At 62.4% G+C, this 15,683-nt stretch carries 16 protein-coding genes; 11 read left to right on the top strand and 5 right to left on the bottom strand.

The window, feature by feature from the left end; all coding sequences use genetic code 11:
* Position 1 precedes the first annotated feature (1 nt).
* The 8 genes from cobU to VXM67_RS08220 all read left to right on the top strand — a co-directional run bounded on the left by cobU (position 2) and on the right by VXM67_RS08220 (position 5,350).
* A complete protein-coding gene (gene cobU, locus VXM67_RS08185) occupies positions 2-523 on the top strand; it encodes a bifunctional adenosylcobinamide kinase/adenosylcobinamide-phosphate guanylyltransferase (RefSeq protein WP_104882868.1) in 522 nt (173 codons plus the stop codon).
* Entirely contained in the window at positions 520-1,575 is a 1,056-nt protein-coding gene (cobT, locus tag VXM67_RS08190; protein ID WP_023379175.1) for a nicotinate-nucleotide--dimethylbenzimidazole phosphoribosyltransferase, read from the top strand. The genes cobU and cobT overlap by 4 nt, the downstream gene beginning before the upstream one ends.
* Positions 1,572-2,138 (top strand): histidine phosphatase family protein, encoded by a 567-nt coding sequence (locus VXM67_RS08195; RefSeq protein WP_023379176.1) that lies wholly within the window; start codon positions 1,572-1,574, stop codon positions 2,136-2,138. The genes cobT and VXM67_RS08195 overlap by 4 nt, the downstream gene beginning before the upstream one ends.
* Position 2,139: 1 nt before the next feature.
* Positions 2,140-2,874 (top strand): adenosylcobinamide-GDP ribazoletransferase, encoded by a 735-nt coding sequence (locus VXM67_RS08200; protein ID WP_023379177.1) that lies wholly within the window; start codon positions 2,140-2,142, stop codon positions 2,872-2,874.
* Between the two features lie 88 nt (positions 2,875-2,962).
* Complete coding sequence (locus VXM67_RS08205) at positions 2,963-3,367, top strand: MarR family transcriptional regulator (protein WP_023379178.1); 405 nt, start codon at positions 2,963-2,965, stop codon at positions 3,365-3,367.
* A 72-nt stretch (positions 3,368-3,439) separates the two neighbouring features.
* Entirely contained in the window at positions 3,440-4,633 is a 1,194-nt protein-coding gene (locus VXM67_RS08210) for an MFS transporter (RefSeq protein WP_162144438.1), read from the top strand.
* Positions 4,630-4,752 carry a hypothetical protein gene (locus VXM67_RS08215; protein WP_023379182.1) on the top strand — a complete coding sequence of 41 codons (123 nt, stop codon included), beginning with the start codon at positions 4,630-4,632 and terminating at the stop codon, positions 4,750-4,752. The genes VXM67_RS08210 and VXM67_RS08215 overlap by 4 nt, the downstream gene beginning before the upstream one ends.
* 46 nt (positions 4,753-4,798) lie before the next feature.
* On the top strand, positions 4,799-5,350 hold the full coding sequence (locus VXM67_RS08220; RefSeq protein ID WP_023379183.1) for a glutathione peroxidase: 552 nt from the start codon (positions 4,799-4,801) through the stop codon (positions 5,348-5,350).
* A gap of 152 nt (positions 5,351-5,502) precedes the next feature.
* On the opposite strand, the gene VXM67_RS08225 is transcribed toward VXM67_RS08220, so the two are convergent.
* Positions 5,503-5,763 (bottom strand): DUF2798 domain-containing protein, encoded by a 261-nt coding sequence (locus tag VXM67_RS08225; protein WP_027906895.1) that lies wholly within the window; start codon positions 5,761-5,763, stop codon positions 5,503-5,505.
* Positions 5,764-5,880: 117 nt separating this feature from the next.
* On the opposite strand from VXM67_RS08225, the gene VXM67_RS08230 reads away from it, so the two are divergent.
* Positions 5,881-6,810, top strand: a complete 930-nt coding sequence (locus VXM67_RS08230) for a LysR family transcriptional regulator (RefSeq protein ID WP_023379187.1) — start codon at positions 5,881-5,883, stop codon at positions 6,808-6,810.
* A 45-nt stretch (positions 6,811-6,855) separates the two neighbouring features.
* Here VXM67_RS08230 and VXM67_RS08235 read toward each other — a convergent pair whose 3' ends face one another.
* From VXM67_RS08235 to VXM67_RS08245, 3 genes are all read right to left on the bottom strand, one after another.
* On the bottom strand, positions 6,856-8,136 hold the full coding sequence (locus tag VXM67_RS08235; protein WP_023379188.1) for an OmpP1/FadL family transporter: 1,281 nt from the start codon (positions 8,134-8,136) through the stop codon (positions 6,856-6,858).
* 146 nt (positions 8,137-8,282) lie between these two features.
* On the bottom strand, positions 8,283-8,765 hold the full coding sequence (locus VXM67_RS08240) for a hypothetical protein (RefSeq protein WP_023379189.1): 483 nt from the start codon (positions 8,763-8,765) through the stop codon (positions 8,283-8,285).
* Positions 8,766-9,013: 248 nt separating this feature from the next.
* The gene (locus VXM67_RS08245; RefSeq protein WP_023379190.1) at positions 9,014-9,238 is read right to left on the bottom strand and encodes a hypothetical protein; all 225 of its coding nucleotides are present in this window, start codon (positions 9,236-9,238) and stop codon (positions 9,014-9,016) included.
* Positions 9,239-10,186: 948 nt separating this feature from the next.
* On the opposite strand from VXM67_RS08245, the gene VXM67_RS08250 reads away from it, so the two are divergent.
* Positions 10,187-10,606, top strand: coding sequence for a tetratricopeptide repeat protein (locus VXM67_RS08250; RefSeq protein WP_023379191.1), 420 nt, complete (start codon positions 10,187-10,189; stop codon positions 10,604-10,606).
* Between the two features lie 184 nt (positions 10,607-10,790).
* Positions 10,791-12,176 carry a DNA recombination protein RmuC gene (gene rmuC / locus VXM67_RS08255; protein WP_162144437.1) on the top strand — a complete coding sequence of 462 codons (1,386 nt, stop codon included), beginning with the start codon at positions 10,791-10,793 and terminating at the stop codon, positions 12,174-12,176.
* On the opposite strand, the gene VXM67_RS08260 is transcribed toward rmuC, so the two are convergent.
* On the bottom strand, positions 12,148-15,624 hold the full coding sequence (locus tag VXM67_RS08260) for a PAS domain-containing hybrid sensor histidine kinase/response regulator (protein ID WP_023379193.1): 3,477 nt from the start codon (positions 15,622-15,624) through the stop codon (positions 12,148-12,150). The genes rmuC and VXM67_RS08260 overlap by 29 nt on opposite strands.
* Positions 15,625-15,683 lie beyond the last annotated feature (59 nt).

Raw genomic sequence — 15,683 nt, forward strand, 5'->3', positions numbered from 1 at the left:
CATGCTCAACCTGATCCTCGGTGGCGCCCGCTCCGGCAAGAGTCGCCTGGCCGAACAGCTGGCCACCAACAGTGGCTTGCCAGTGACCTACATTGCCACCAGCCAGCCGCTGGATGGCGAGATGAGCGAACGGGTGCGTCTGCACCGCCAACGTCGGCCCGCCGAGTGGGGGCTAATTGAAGAACCTGTGGCGCTGGCCAGTGTGCTACGCGCCCACGCCAGGGAAGGGCATTGCCTGTTGGTCGATTGCCTGACCTTGTGGCTCACCAACTTGCTGATGCTTGAAAACGACCAACGCCTGGCCGAGGAGCGCGATGCCCTGCTCGAATGCCTTGAACAGTTACCAGGCATGGTCATCCTGGTCAGTAACGAAACCGGCCTGGGCGTGGTGCCCATGGGTGAATTGACCCGGCGTTACGTCGACCTGGCCGGCTGGCTGCACCAGGCCGTCGCCCAGCGTTGTCAGCGCGTGGTGCTGACCGTGGCAGGCCTGCCCCTCATGCTTAAAGGACCCGCACTATGAACCAGCAATGGTGGCGTGAAGCCTGCCAACCTCTTGATAACGCTGCCATGGACCAGGCCCGCGCACGCCAGCAGCAGCTGACCAAGCCTGCCGGCTCGCTCGGGCAGCTGGAAAGCTTGGCCATCCAACTGGCCGGCCTGCAGGGCCAGGAGCGCCCGACTCTGGAGCGGGTTGCGATCACGATCTTTGCCGGCGACCACGGTGTGGTCGAGGAAGGCATCTCGGCCTATCCGCAGGCCGTGACCGGGCAGATGCTGCGCAATTTCGTCGGTGGCGGCGCGGCGATCAGCGTGTTGGCGCGCCAACTGCAGGCCAGCTTGGAGGTAATCGACCTCGGCACTGTCGACACCCGGCTGGAACTACCGGGTGTGCGCCACCTGCGCCTGGGCGCGGGCACCGCGAACTTCGCCCGCCAGCCCTCGATGAGCGAAGAGCAGTTGCTGGCTGCGCTGCAAGCCGGACGAGACAGCGCCAAGCGGGCAGCCGACCAAGGCGCCCAGCTGTTCATCGGTGGCGAGATGGGCATTGGCAACACCACGGCTGCGGCTGCCCTGGCCAGCCATCTGCTGGACTGTCCGGCCCGCGAGCTCAGCGGCCCGGGCACTGGCCTGGACAGTGCCGGGGTGAGGCGCAAGGCCGAGGTGATCGAGCGCGCGCTGGCGCTGCATGGCCTGCGTGCCGACGACCCGTTGCAAGCGTTGGGTTGTGTGGGGGGATTCGAAATTGCCGCCCTGACCGGGGCGTACCTGGCCTGTGCTCAACACGGTATCGCGGTACTGGTCGACGGCTTCATCTGCAGCGTCGCTGCACTGGTCGCCGTGCGCTTGAACCCGCACTGCCGGCCATGGCTGTTGTTCGCCCATCAGGGCGCCGAGCCTGGTCACCTAGCGCTGATCGAAGCGCTGGAGGCCGAGCCATTGCTCGCCCTGGGCCTGCGTCTGGGTGAGGGCAGTGGTGCTGCTTTGGCCGTTCCGCTGCTGCGCCTGGCCTGCGCACTGCATGGGCAGATGGCCACCTTCGCCGAAGCTGCGGTGGCGGACCGTCCGGCATGATCCTCGACCTGCTGCGTCATGGTGAGACCGAACAGGGTGGCCTGCGCGGCAGCCTGGACGATGCCCTGACCGAAAAAGGCTGGGTGCAGATGAGCGCGGCCGTAGAGGCAGGTGGGCCGTGGCAGGTGCTGGTCAGCTCGCCCTTGCAACGTTGCGCCCGCTTCGCCGACGCATTGGGCGAGCGGCTGGGCTTGTCGGTACAGCGTGAAGCCGATTTGCGAGAGCTGCACTTCGGCGACTGGGAGGGACGCACCGCGGCGCAAATCATGCAGACCCAAGCCGATGAGCTTGGGCGTTTCTGGTCTGATCCCTATGCCTACACACCGCCTGGCGGGGAGCCGGTCGGCGCATTCGCCGAGCGGGTGGTCACGGCCATGGAGCGGCTGACGCGGCAGCATGCTGGCAAACGCGTGCTGCTGGTGACCCACGGCGGCGTGATGCGCCTGTTGCTGGCGCGAGCCCGTGGATTGCCCCGTGAGCAGTTATTGCAGGTCGAAGTTGGGCACGGCGCCATGGTGCGGTTGGTGTTGAATGAGGATGGTGTGTTGAGCGAGGCTGATTGAGATGGTGCCATTCTGGATCGCCTTGCAGTTTCTGAGCAGCTTGCCTGTACGGTTGCCGGGTATGCCGGCACCGCGAGACGTTGGTCGTTCGCTGCTGTGGTATCCGGTGGTAGGGGTGTTGTTTGGCCTGCTGTTGTGGTTGGCCAGCCATCTGTTGAGTGGCACGCCTGCGCACCTGCATGCCGCATTGTTGCTGACGCTTTGGGTGCTGCTCAGCGGTGCCTTGCACCTGGATGGCCTGGCCGACAGCGCCGATGCCTGGCTGGGTGGCTTCGGTGACCGTGAGCGCACCCTGCACATCATGAAGGATCCGCGCAGCGGACCGATTGCCGTCGTCACCCTGGTGCTGGTGCTGTTGTTGAAGTTCTGTGCGCTTTGGGTGCTGGTCGAGCGAGGCGCCGGCGCGGTGCTGGTGTTGGCGCCTTTGGTGGGCCGTAGCGCCATGCTCGGGTTGTTTCTGTCCACCCCTTACGTTCGGCCGGGAGGGCTTGGCCAGGCATTGGCCGAGCATCTGCCGCGTCGCGCCGGGGCCTGGGTATTGTCGGGTAGCTTGGTGCTGGGCCTGGCTCTGGTCGGCAGGTCGGCGATCTGGCCCTTGGTGGGCGCGTTGGCAGGCTTCTGGTGGTTGCGCCAGCTGATGTGTCGTCGATTGGGTGGGACCACCGGGGATACTGCCGGGGCGATGCTGGAATTGCTTGAGTTGGTGGTGTTGCTGGTCCTCGCGCTGACGAGGTGAATGCGTCATCGCCAGCATGCCGTCACCCGCAGCGGTCGGGTGCTGAAATTTCTTGCAACACGCTATAAGCGGGTATATACACGTAACCATGTTGACCAGTGAATGCATCTGCACGCACCTGCGCCGAGCCGCTCGCGGGGTGAGCCGACACTATGACGAGGCCCTTGCCGGCTTCGGCATCAATGTCGCCCAGTTTTCCCTACTGCGCCACCTTCAGCGGCTGGATCGTCCGAGTATCACCACGTTGGCCGAGGCCATGGGCCTTGAACGCAGTACCTTGGGTCGCAACCTGCGGGTGCTCGAGGCCGAAGGGTTGGTGGCCTTGGCTGACGGCGACGACCAGCGTAACCGTGTGGTGCTGTTGACCGACGAGGGTACGGCGCGGTTGCAGCTGGCCTATCCGGCCTGGCAGCAGGCGCAGCGACAGTTGGTGGAGCAACTGGGTGAGGGCGCGCGGGATGAGTTGGTACGTCTGCTGGAGCGGCTTGCCTGATCAACTACGATTTCAAGCGGGTATATACCCGTAAAACCTTGCGATGGGCTGGAGAAGAACAAAATGACTTCGTTGTGGCGAACCAGCGGGTGGGTATTGGGGGGCGCGGCGTTGATCCTCGCGCTGTCCTTGGGCGTGCGGCATGGTTTTGGCCTGTTCCTGGCGCCGATGAGTGCCGAATTCGGCTGGGGGCGTGAAGTATTCGCTTTCGCCATTGCCCTGCAGAACCTGATCTGGGGCTTGGCACAGCCGTTTGCCGGCGCTTTGGCCGATCGCTTGGGCGCGGCACGGGTGGTGTTGATAGGGGGCTTGCTCTATACCGCAGGGCTGATCCTGATGGGCATGGCCGACTCGCCCTGGTCGTTGTCGCTGAGTGCAGGCCTGCTGATCGGCATCGGCCTCTCCGGCACGTCGTTCTCGGTCATCCTGGGGGTGGTGGGGCGTGCCGTGCCGGCGGAAAAGCGCAGCATGGCCATGGGTATCGCCAGCGCGGCCGGCTCGTTCGGTCAGTTCGCCATGCTGCCTGGCACCCTAGGCCTGATCGAGTGGCTGGGCTGGTCTGCGGCCCTGCTGGTACTAGGGTTGCTAGTCGCACTGATCGTGCCGTTCGTTGGCTTGCTGAAGGACAAACCGTTGCCCAGCCATGGTGCCGAGCAGACCTTGGGCCAGGCCCTGCATGAAGCCTGCTCGCATTCCGGCTTCTGGTTGTTGGCGCTGGGCTTTTTCGTGTGTGGCTTCCAGGTGGTGTTCATCGGTGTCCACCTGCCAGCGTATCTGGTCGACCAGCACTTGGCGGCTACCACCGGTACCACGGTGCTGGCCCTGGTCGGGCTGTTCAATATCGTCGGTACCTATACCGCTGGGTGGCTGGGCGGACGCATGTCCAAGCCGCGTTTGCTCACTGGACTGTACTTGCTGCGTGCAGTGGTGATCGTGCTGTTCCTGTGGGCCCCGGTGACCCAGTTCAGCGCCTATCTGTTCGGCATCGCCATGGGCTTGCTGTGGCTGTCGACGGTGCCGCTGACCAACGGCACCGTTGCCACAGTGTTCGGGGTACGGAATCTGTCCATGCTTGGTGGCATCGTGTTCCTGTTCCACCAGTTGGGTGCCTTCCTGGGCGGTTGGCTGGGCGGCGTAGTGTACGACCGTACGGGTAGTTACGATCTGGTCTGGCAGATTTCCATCTTGCTCAGCCTGCTGGCCGCCGCACTCAACTGGCCAGTGCGTGAGCGACCGGTGGCCCGGTTGCAGGCGCAAGCGATATGAACGGCACCCTGCGCCGCGTGCTGCTGGCGGCGGCTGCGCTGCTGGTGCTGGCCTTGGTCTGGTGGGGTTGGCAGCAGGGGGGGCTGGCATTGATGCAGTTGGGCATGAGCCTGTGTTAAGCGCTACCCTGCAAGTTCAAGGACTGTCTTGCCGGAGAACGACATCATGCGCGTACCTTGGTTGACCCTGCCATTGTTGGCCCTGTTGGCCGCCACTCCCACTTGGGCCGCTGACTGCCCGGCGCTGTTGCAGGGCACTTTGCCCGAGCTGCGCGGTAAAGAGCAGGTCGACCTGTGCCAGCGCTTCGCCGGCAAACCCCTGGTGGTGGTGAACACCGCCAGCTACTGTGGTTTCGCCCCGCAATTCGAAGGGCTCGAAGCCGCCTACAAGGAGTACCACGAGCAGGGCCTGGAAATGCTCGGCGTGCCGTCCAACGACTTCAAACAGGAAGCCGGTGACAGCGAAGAGACTGCCAAGGTGTGCTACGCCAACTATGGCGTGACGTTCACCATGACCAAGGCCCAGCCGGTGCGTGGCGAGGACGCGATCCCGCTGTTCGCCGAACTGGCCAGCCAAAGCAGCGCGCCGAAATGGAATTTCTACAAGTACGTGGTCGACCGCAAGGGTAAGGTGATCGGCAATTTCTCCAGCTTGACCAAGCCTGACGACCCAGCCTTCAGGGCCGCGATCGAAAAGGCCATCGCATCGCAGCCCTGATCTCGGGCGCTAGGGTCTGTATGAAACGTCTTGAGGCGAAGGTCAGGCAAGGCGAAAACAGCCTAGAAAGCGATGTTTACGGGTTGTAAATGAGCATTCCGAGGCTGTTTTCAGCGCAGCATCACCGAGTATCAAGGCTTTTCGTATAGAGCCTAGTGCGCGTGCACGGTGAGAGCCACCAGTCGCATCACCACCGGCCGGACCATCAACACGCAGACGAAGGCCACCGGCATGGCCAGCTGGTAGGCCTTCAGTACATTGTCCAGGTACTGCGGGTTAAAGCCAGTCGTGGCGGCGGTGATCACGAAGCACATCAGCAACGCCATGATCGACGACATGTAGAACGCAAAGGCATAGGGGGTTGCGCGTGGGTGCAGCTTCCTTCGGCTGCGCGGTTGGATCAGGTCGTTCATGCGAACTCCTTTCGATGAGAGTGGAGGCACAGGTTAACAACTGCCCAAGGGCAGGCTGTAGACTTGCCTTGCTGAGTTCTTTATAAAGAGATTCTTACGAATCAGCAGAGCCCACACATGGATTTGCTCAACGCCATCCGTAGCTTCATCAAGGTGGTCGAGGCGGGCAGCATCGCCGCCGGCGCGCGTAACCTGGGCATCAGCCCGGCGGCGGTCAGCCAGAACCTGGCGCGGTTGGAGCAGCACCTGCAGGTGCGATTGTTGAGTCGTACCACGCGCAGCATGGCACTGACCCCCGCGGGCAGTTTGTATTTCGAGCGGGTCAGGCATGTCGCACGCGATCTGGCGCTGGCTGAGTTGGCGGTGACGACGCCGGACAGCGAGCCGCAGGGGCGCTTGTGCATCGCCTCGACTTCGGCCTTCGGTCGTCATGTACTGGCGCCCCTGATTCCTGCCTTCAGTGCGCGCTATCCGCGGCTTTCGATAGAGTTGGTAACGACTGATCGGCGCGTGAACCATGCGCAAGAGGGTGTGGACGTGAGCGTGCGTATCGCCCCGCAACTGGAAGACCATTTGCTGGCACGGCATATCGCCCGGGTCCCGTTCATCTGTTGTGCCTCGCCTGGGTATCTGCAGCGCGCGGGGTTACCTTCAACGCCAGAGTCGTTGCGGGAACATCGGTGCCTGGTATTTCGCTACCCGGTCGATGGGCGCTTCTTGCGTTGGGGGTTCATCCGTGACGGGCTTCGTTTCGAGGCCGAATTCGGCACCGTGTTGATCAGCGACGATATCGATGCCCTGACCCAAATGGCCCTGAACGATGGTGGGATCACCCGGCTCGCCGAGTTCATCGTGCGGCCACACTTGGACGCTGGGGCGTTGGTTCCGCTGTTCGAGCAGGGGGAAGCGGGCCGGGCGTATGCCCAGACAGAGCCGATGGATGTCTATGTCTGCCTGGCTGACCGCTTTGCCATGACGCCCAAGGTGCGTGCGTTCATGGATTACCTGCAGGAGTGCCTGGGGGCTGACTGGCAGGTGAGTGCTTGAAGATCGGGGCTGCATAGCAGCCCCGATTCATGCAGCCGATGCGACTCAGAAGCGGTAGGTGAGGGAGGCACCGATACCGTGAGCGCTGTTCTCGTACTTAGCCTGGTAGCTGCCCTTCAAGGCACCTTCCGTCAGCGAGCTTGGTTGGTTGTTCACCTTGGTGTCCTCTTCCCACAGGTAGGAGTAGGCCACGTCGATGGTCATGTCGTCGGTCGGACTCCAGCCGGCACCAAGGCTGAAGACTTTGCGGTCGCCAGTCGGGATGCGCGGGGAGCGGTCATGATTGTTGGTAGGGGACTGGTCGACGGAGAAGCCTGCGCGCAGGGTCCATTCCTTGTTCACCTTGTAAGCAGCGCCAATGGCATGAGCCCAGGTGTCATGCCAATTCTGCTCTTCGGTGATGGTCTGGAGCGGGTACCCAGCAGGTGCGTCGTTCTTGACCGTGATGTTTTCCAGTCGGCTCCAGCGCGTCCAAGTGCTACCCGCGTACAGCGTCCAGTGGTCATCCAGTTCATGGGTGATCGAGAAGTCCACGGATTCTGGCGTCTTGATTTTCAGGCTGGCGTCGAACTTGCCGCTGAGGCCGAGCGCTGGAATTGGATAGGAAACACGGGTATCGCCTTCGAGCTTGTAGTCGACCATCGAGTGATAGGTCAGACCCAGGCGGGTGCGGTCGGTAGCCTGCACAAGCACGCCGATGTTGTAGCCGACGGCAGTGTCGTCGCCCTTGATCTTGACCTCGCCATCGGTGCCGGCTGGGCCCAGGAAGGCTTTACTGCTCAGGTTCGAGCCCAGTTCACCCTTGATGCGGTTGATGGTCGGGCCGAAACCAACCGACACCTTGTCATTGAACGCATAGCTGACGGTTGGCTGGAAGGTGATCACCTCGACGTGGCTTTTCTTGCCCCAGTAGCGCGCAGCATCGTCGCTACCGTAGTCGGTGACCAGGCCAAACGGTACATAGACACCGAAGCCGACGCTCCAGTGGTCATCGATTGGCTTTACGTAATACCCCATCGGTACGCCAACCACAGGCACCATGTCGCCATCGGTTTCCCCCCCGTAGCTGCTACCTGGCCCTGAGATGTCGGTTTTTGCGATGACGGCGGCACCGCCCACGGTGATCTGCTCGCGTTTCAGGCGTGACATGCCGGCAGGGTTGCCGAACACGGTGCTGGCATCTTCGGCAGAAGAAGAGCGGCCAGCGAAACCTGTACCCATGCCACTGACGCTTTGTTCGTTGAGGGCAAAGCCGCTGGCGAACAGTTGGCTGGAAGCGAGAGCAACGGCTACGCCGAGGGAGGTTTTGAGCATTGCTTTTTTCATTATTAGAAACTCCTTGGTATCTCCGGGGCGGAAAGCTACCAACAATTCACGCGCCGCGCTATAGCCTCAATCACGGGAGATAGAGCGGTTTTGTAGGACAATCCGACCAAAATTCCGTTTTTTCCGGTAAATCTGTAAGGCCTTTCTCAGGAGGCTTGAGGCAATCTCTGATCTATGCAGGTGTGCCAAGCGTGAGTGAAGTCGCGCAGGCGACCTTGGGGGTGGAATATCTGCCGCCAGATGCGCGCCAACCCGAGCAGATCGTCAGCGGCTGGCAACGGCGTTGCCTGCTCTTCGATCAGCATCCAGGCGATGGCAGTGGAGTAACGCAGGTTGACCGTGAGTTCCAGGTGCGGACCACCCAGGAAGGCATGCTGGCTGGCCAGACCCCGTACCAGGCTGGCCAGTTCAGGATCACGCGCCAGGAACTGGTCCCAAAGGGCTTGGTGGCGGCTTTCGCCGATTCGGTACAGACCATGACCGCGTCGGTCATGCAGCGCCGAACCGAGCGCCGACTGGCTGGCGGCTATGCCCAGCAGCAAAGCCTCGGCACTGGCGCAATGACGGTTGAGGTAGACCAAGGTTGGTCGGATCACATACTGACACAATTCATTCGCCGCGATACCCATGATGCCCTCGAGCAATTAAGGGCCGACGGGCGCTGGAGCTTGGCAGCTGGTGGATGATCAGGCCCGCCGGAAGCGGCAAGTACCGCTCGAGTTGAAGTGTAGTGTGATAATCGTGGCGTAAAAGGCTGTTTTTAAATCGTTTGCTGCCTGAGGTCCTTTGCCATATGCCCTGTGGCAATTACAGCAAGAACGATCAGGCAGGCAAATGTCGCAATCATCGATGGGGTGAATACCGCAGTATTCGCCGCTCACGCGGTGAGCGATTGACGGGTCCGGGCGATTACCGCTTGCAGCGGTTCCGACGCGCTGTACTGCTCGGGGTACAGGCGCTCGGTGTGGCAGGCGACGCCATGTTCGTCCACCAGGGTGAAGCTGAAGCTGCCCTTGCGGGGGGCAACGATAAGGCACTTCAACGGCGAGAAGGCCTGGGAAAGGGTGCCAATGGCAGCCTGAATTTGAGGATGAGTATGCATATTGTTGGATGTTCCTGCTTTAAACACGGAAGTTAGGATCCGTGCATGATAGAAACGTTCCAGTGACGCCTTTATTAACGGACGAATGAACCTGACTGGAACAGGGCAGCCAGAGGGGCGCGATCAAAGGTTTGCGCTTGGGCTGACTGGTAGGTACTTCAGAAGGCAGGCAGCACACCGGGGCCAAGGTTCGAGGCCATCGGAGTGGAATCCTGATCAATCTGTCGCGTGATTCGTGCTTGGGCAGCCTTGGCTGGCGAGTGAATCATCGAGGGGGCCGGTCCTGGTTTCAGCAGCGATCACTCGGGAGAGGAAAGGCTGCAAGGACATTTTGGCCAGAATTGACTTTCAGCTTGGTACTAACGAGGCGCACCTTAACGTAAACGAGCACGCTTGGCAAGCGTTGCTGCTTTTCATCAGGCGAGCCGCACAGTATGGCGTTTCTTTTCCAGGCTGTGAAGGGGGGGAAAGTGCCAGCAATCTCCCCGGATGTCCTAATTTCGTGCAGGTCACTGCTGGTTTACGGTGCACTTGTTCACAATTGAGGCAGGCCTTGTAACAGCGTACTAACACCCCGGGAAGGCTTCGCCAATGCCTTGACTGACCCCTTAAGTCAATGAAAAAAAACACTAATTTTTGCTGGTGAAAAAATCGTCAGTTTGTTCGAAAGCCCCATTTCATAGGGGTTTGCGGGGTCTGTAATAGGGTTGTCCACCGAGTTATCCACAGGAATTGTGGATTGTCCCGAGCGCTTGCTCTAGGACGGGCGTGCCAGCAGTTTGTGGAACTGTCCGACAATTGTCGGGCAGTGAACGACCCACGGGTCACTTCTTCGAAACGTCAAGAAAAGAACACCGAAATTTTTTTTCAATACTCCATGAATCGACAGGTCATGGGGCAAAAAAAGAGTAGAGTGGCGCGCCTTTCGAGCTGCCTTCTCCATGGGTCATGAAGTTTCGCGGTAAACACCTCGCCAGCACCGCTGACGCCACGTCAGTGCCTTCCCCAAAACGCTTTTCCCTGAAAGTGGCCCTCTGGCTGCTGGACAGCCCACGCCTGGGGCACAAGCCACAGGTCAAGCACCTGGCCGGACGCCTGCTCAAGCAACCGGCGCGCCAGGGCGTGGTCGTGGCGCAGAGCCGTCTGGGGCAGATGCTCTGCCGCGACTGCGGCAATGCCCGCGATCGGCGCATCGGCCATGAGTTGCTGCGCCAGGCGGCCCGGGCGGGCGACCGCCGTGCCCAACTGGAGTACGCCCGCTTGTGCCAGGCGAACGAGCCGGATCAGGCCCGGTACTGGTTGGAGCTCGCAGCAGGGCAGGGCTCGCAAGAGGCCCGTCGCCTGCTTCGGCAGTGGTTCCCGGATTGAGCCTGGCAGACGCTATGTTCAGCAGGCTGATAAGCTGCGCAGTAAGTGCACAAGACGGATCGGGGAAACCATGGCAGTGGATCTGACCAGCATTCTGCTGGGGTTGGTGTTGGGGGCGGTGCCGTGCCTGGGGTGGGTGATGCAACTGCAGCGGCGTCAGGGGGCCCGCCAGGGCGAGCAGGCCTTGCTGGAGGAACGCCTTGCCAGTGCGCGGCTAGCCCAGGAAGGTTTGCAGGCCCAGCTCGATGCCAGCCGTGACGAAATCAGCGATCTCAGCGAAGCCAACACCCTCAAGCAAACCCAGTTGGCCGCCCAGGGCCGTGAGCTCGAATTGCTGCAGATCGAGCGCGACAATGCCCGCGATGCGGCCCATGCCTGGAGCCTTGAGCGTGCCAATCGCGAAGCCGAGCTGCGCCGTCTGGAATCGCAGACGGCACGGCTGGAGGCCGAGCTGCGTGAGCAACAGGAAAGCCATCAGCAGCGTCTTGATGACCTGCAGGAAGCTCGCGATACCCTGCGGGCTCAGTTCGCCGACCTTGCCACCAAGATCTTCGACGAGCGTGAGCAGCGCTTCGCCCAGACCAGCCAGCAGCATCTGGGGCAGTTGCTCGACCCACTGAAAGAACGCATCCAGGCCTTCGAGAAACGTGTCGAGGAAAGCTACCAGCAGGAAGCCCGCGAGCGTTTCTCCCTGGGCAAGGAACTGGAGCGCTTGCAACAGCTCAACCTGCGCCTGTCCGACGAAGCCACCAACCTGACCCAGGCACTCAAAGGCCAGAAGACCCAGGGTAACTGGGGCGAGCTGATCCTGGAGCGGGTACTGGAGCACGCCGGCCTGGAGAAGGGACGCGAGTACCAGACCCAGGTCAGTCTGCGCAGTGCCGATGGCGAGCGTTTCCAGCCCGATGTGTTGATCATGCTGCCCGGCGATAAGCAGGTAGTGGTCGACGCAAAGGTCAGCCTCACGGCTTACCAGCAATTCGTCAGCGATACCGACAGCGAACGTGCCCAGGCCGCGCTCAAGCAGCACGTACAGTCGCTGCGTAGCCATGTAAAAGGCCTGTCGAGCAAGGATTACAACCGCCTCGAAGGCTTGCACAGCCTGGACTTCGTGCTGCTGTTCGTGCCGATCGAAGCAGCATTCTCGGCGGCCTTGCAGGCTGAGCCGAACCTGTTCCAGGAAGCCTTCGACCGGCAGATCGTGATCGTCAGCCCGACTACCTTGCTCGCCACGCTACGGGTGATCGACAGCCTGTGGAAGCAGGAACGCCAGGGCCAGAACGCTCGTGAAATCGCCGAGCGCGCCGGCTGGCTGTACGACAAGTTCGTGTTGTTCATCCAGGATCTGGACGAATTGGGCAACCGCCTGCAGCAGGTCGACAAAGCCTACGCGTCGGCGCGCAACAAACTCTGCGAAGGACGCGGCAACCTGGTCAGCCGTAGCGAACAGCTCAAGCTGCTCGGCGCCCGGGCCAGCAAGAGCCTGCCCGCCGATCTCCTTGAGCGAGCGCTGTCCGACGAAGCCCTGGCGGACGAGGTGCTTACTGAACCTGGCTCAGATGGCGGTTGAGCAGGGCTCGTAGTGCTGCCGGCTTGACCGGCTTGGCCAGGTAGTCGAGGCCGGCGGCATGCACTTGGGCGATGGTTTCGTTGCGCCCGTCGGCGCTGATCACGACCCCCGGCACTGGCTCGCCCAAGTGGGCGCGTAGCCAGCCCATCAGTTCGGTACCGGTTTCGCCATCGTCCAGGTGGTAGTCCACCAGCGCCAGGTGCGGGCGCATGCCCTTTGCCAGCAGCGCTTCGCATTCGGCGCGGTTGCGTGCCGTCCACACCTGGCAGCCCCAGCGGCTGAGCAGGCTGTTCATGCCGATCAGGATGCTGTCTTCGTTGTCGACGCACAGCACCTGCAACCCGGCCAGCGGCTGGCTGGCCTGTTCCGCAGGGGCCACGGGGGCCGCCACGGCCTGACGGGCGATCGGTACGCTGACACGAAACACCGTGCCCTTGCCAGGCCACGAGCGCACTTGCAGCGTGTGCCCGAGGACTCGACACAAGCCATCGGCGATCGCAAGCCCCAGTCCCAGACCCTTTTCGGCACGGGTCTGATGGCTGTCCAGGCGTTTGAACTCTTGGAAGATCACCTGCAACTTGTCGTCGGCGATACCCGGGCCGCGGTCCCAGACTTCCAGCCACAGGCGCTCGCCCTGACGCCTGACACCCAGCAGGATCGGGCTCTTGCCATAGCGCAGGGCGTTGGTCAGGAAGTTCTGCAGCACCCGGCGCAGCAGCCGCATGTCGCTGTCGACCCGCAGGCGGCTGCCGCGCAGGCGGAATTCCAACCCTTTTTCCGCGGCCAGTACCTTGAACTCGGCACCCAGTGTGTCGAACAACTCGCTCAGGTAGAACGGCTTGGGGTCCGGGGTGATCTTGCCGTTTTCCAGGCGCGAGATGTCCAGCAGGTCGCTGATCAGCTCTTCGGCCGAGCGCAGCGAGCTGTCCATGTGCTGCACCAGTTGCTGTGCTTCTTCGTTCATGCCCTCGGCCTGCTGCGACAGGGCGGCGGAGAACAGTCGCGCGGCGTTGAGCGGTTGCATCAGGTCATGGCTGACCGCGGCCAGGAAGCGTGTTTTCGACTGGCTGACCGCTTCGGCCTGGCTCTTGGCTTCGCTCAGTGCCTGGTTCAGTTTGGAGAGTTCCTGGGTGCGCTCGGCGACCCGTTGCTCCAGCCCTTCGTTGGAATCGCGCAACGCCTGTTCGGCCTCGCGGAACGGGGTGATGTCGGTGAAGCTCATGACGAACCCGCCGCCGGGCATCGGGTTGCCAATCAGTTCGATCACCCGGCCGTTGGGGAACAATCGCTCCGAGGAGTGCGCTCGGCCCTGGCGCATCCAGTGCAGACGCCGGGCTACATGCACCTGTGCCTCACCCGGGCCGCACAGGCCACGTTCGGCGTTGTAGCGGATGATGTCGGCGATCGGCCGACCCACGCTGATCAGCCCGTCGGGGTAGTTGAACAGTTCCAGGTATCGGCGGTTCCAGGCCACCAGATGCAGGTTCTGGTCGACCACGCTGATGCCCTGGTTGATGTTTTCGATAGCCCCTTGCAGCAGAGCGCGGTTGAATTGCAACACCTCGCTGGCTTCGTCGGCGATGCGCACGACGTCCTCGAGTTGCATGTCACGGCCTTCGATGGCGGCCTTGACCACCGCCCGGGTCGAGGAGGTGCCCAGCACACCCGCCAACAGGCGTTCGGTGTGCTCGATCCAGTCACCGTCGGCGTTTTGGTTGGGGTTGAAGCCCTTGCCCTGGCGGTACGCGAAGCGGATGAAACTCTGCCGTGCACGCTCCTCGCCAACGAAGCGCGAGGCAAGGTTGAGCAGGTCGTCGATCTGCACCGCCAGCAGCGGCTTGCTGCTGGGGCGGGCGCTGGTCTGCTGGCCAATGAAGCGGCCGGCCTGCCAGTGTTCCGAGACTCGGGTGCGCGACAGCATCGACACCCAGACGAACAATGTGAAGTTGCCCGCCAGTGACAGCACTACGCCTTGGGTCAGCGGGGTGATCGGCAGGTTCAGCGGGTTGCCATGCAGCCAGGCCAGGCCTGGGAACAGCTCCAGCGACCAGCCGACGCTGTGAGCGGCAATGGGCAGTACCAGGGTGTAGAACCACAGGAAGATGCCTGCGGCCAGGCCGGCGAACACGCCACGGCGGTTGGCCTGCTTCCAGTACAGCGCGCCGAGCATGGCGGGGGTCAACTGGGTGACGGCGGCGAAGGCAATCTGGCCGATGGTCGCCAGGCTCGCCGTTGAGCCCAGCAAGCGGTAGCTGACATAGGCCAGCAGCAGGATGACCACGATGGTCACCCGGCGTACCGACAGCATCCAATGGCGGAACGCCTCGAACGGCCGCTCGGCGTTGGTGCGGCGCAGCAGCCAGGGCAGCAGCATGTCGTTGGAGACCATGGTCGACAGTGCCACGGCTTCGACGATGACCATGCCGGTAGCGGCCGATGCGCCACCGATGAACGCCAGCAGGGCCAGGCTCGGGTGGGCTTCGGCCAGTGGCAGGCTGATGACGAAGGAGTCGGAAATCACCGTGCCCGGCAGCAGCATCTGCCCGGCCAGTGCAATCGGCACCACGAACAGCGCCGCCAACGCCAGGTACATTGGGAACACCCACCGCGCCAGGCGCATGTCCTGGGGCTCGATGTTCTCCACCACGGTCACATGGAACTGTCGCGGCAGGCAGATGATCGCCATCATCGCCACGGCGGTCTGCACCACCATGGACGGCCAGTTGATGGTCTCCTGCCAGTAGTCGCTCAGGTGTACCGACTCGCGCGCCTGGCTGAACAGGTCGTCGAAACCGTCGTACAGGTTGAACACCACGAACACGCCGACGGCGAGAAATGCCAGCAACTTGACCAGCGACTCGAAGGCAATCGCCAGCACCATGCCACGGTGGTGCTCGGTCACATCCAGACTGCGGGTACCGAAGACGATGGCGAACAGCGCCAGCACCAGCGATACCACCAGCGCGGTGTCCTGGACGCGGGTGCCGGTGGCGTCGGCGTTGGCGCCGATCAGCAGGTTGACGCCCAGCACGATGCCTTTGAGCTGCAGCGCGATATAGGGCAGCACGCCAACCAGGCAGATCAGCGCCACCACGACCGCCAGGCTCTGGGACTTGCCGTAGCGTGCGGCGATGAAGTCGGCGATCGAGGTGATGTTCTGCTGCTTGCTGATCAGCACCATCTTCTGCAGCACCCAGGGCGCGAAGATCAGCAGCAGCACCGGCCCCAGGTAGATCGGCAGGAACGCCCAGAGCTGCTCGGCGGCCTGGCCGACTGCGCCGAAGAAGGTCCAACTGGTGCAGTAGACGGCCAGCGACAAGCTGTACACCCACGCACGCAGCCGCGGCGGCAACGGTGTGCTGCGGCGGTCGCCATAGAAGGCGATAGCGAACATGATGGCCATGTAGGCCAGGGCGACCACAGCGATCAGCCCGCTGGACAACGACATGAAAACTCCAGAGCGAAAAAGGTAACGCAGTCCCGATCAACCAGTTTGGCACGCAGGTG

The sequence above is a fragment of the Pseudomonas sp. Rh2 genome, from assembly GCF_040762985.1.
Lineage (GTDB): Bacteria > Pseudomonadota > Gammaproteobacteria > Pseudomonadales > Pseudomonadaceae > Aquipseudomonas > Aquipseudomonas taiwanensis.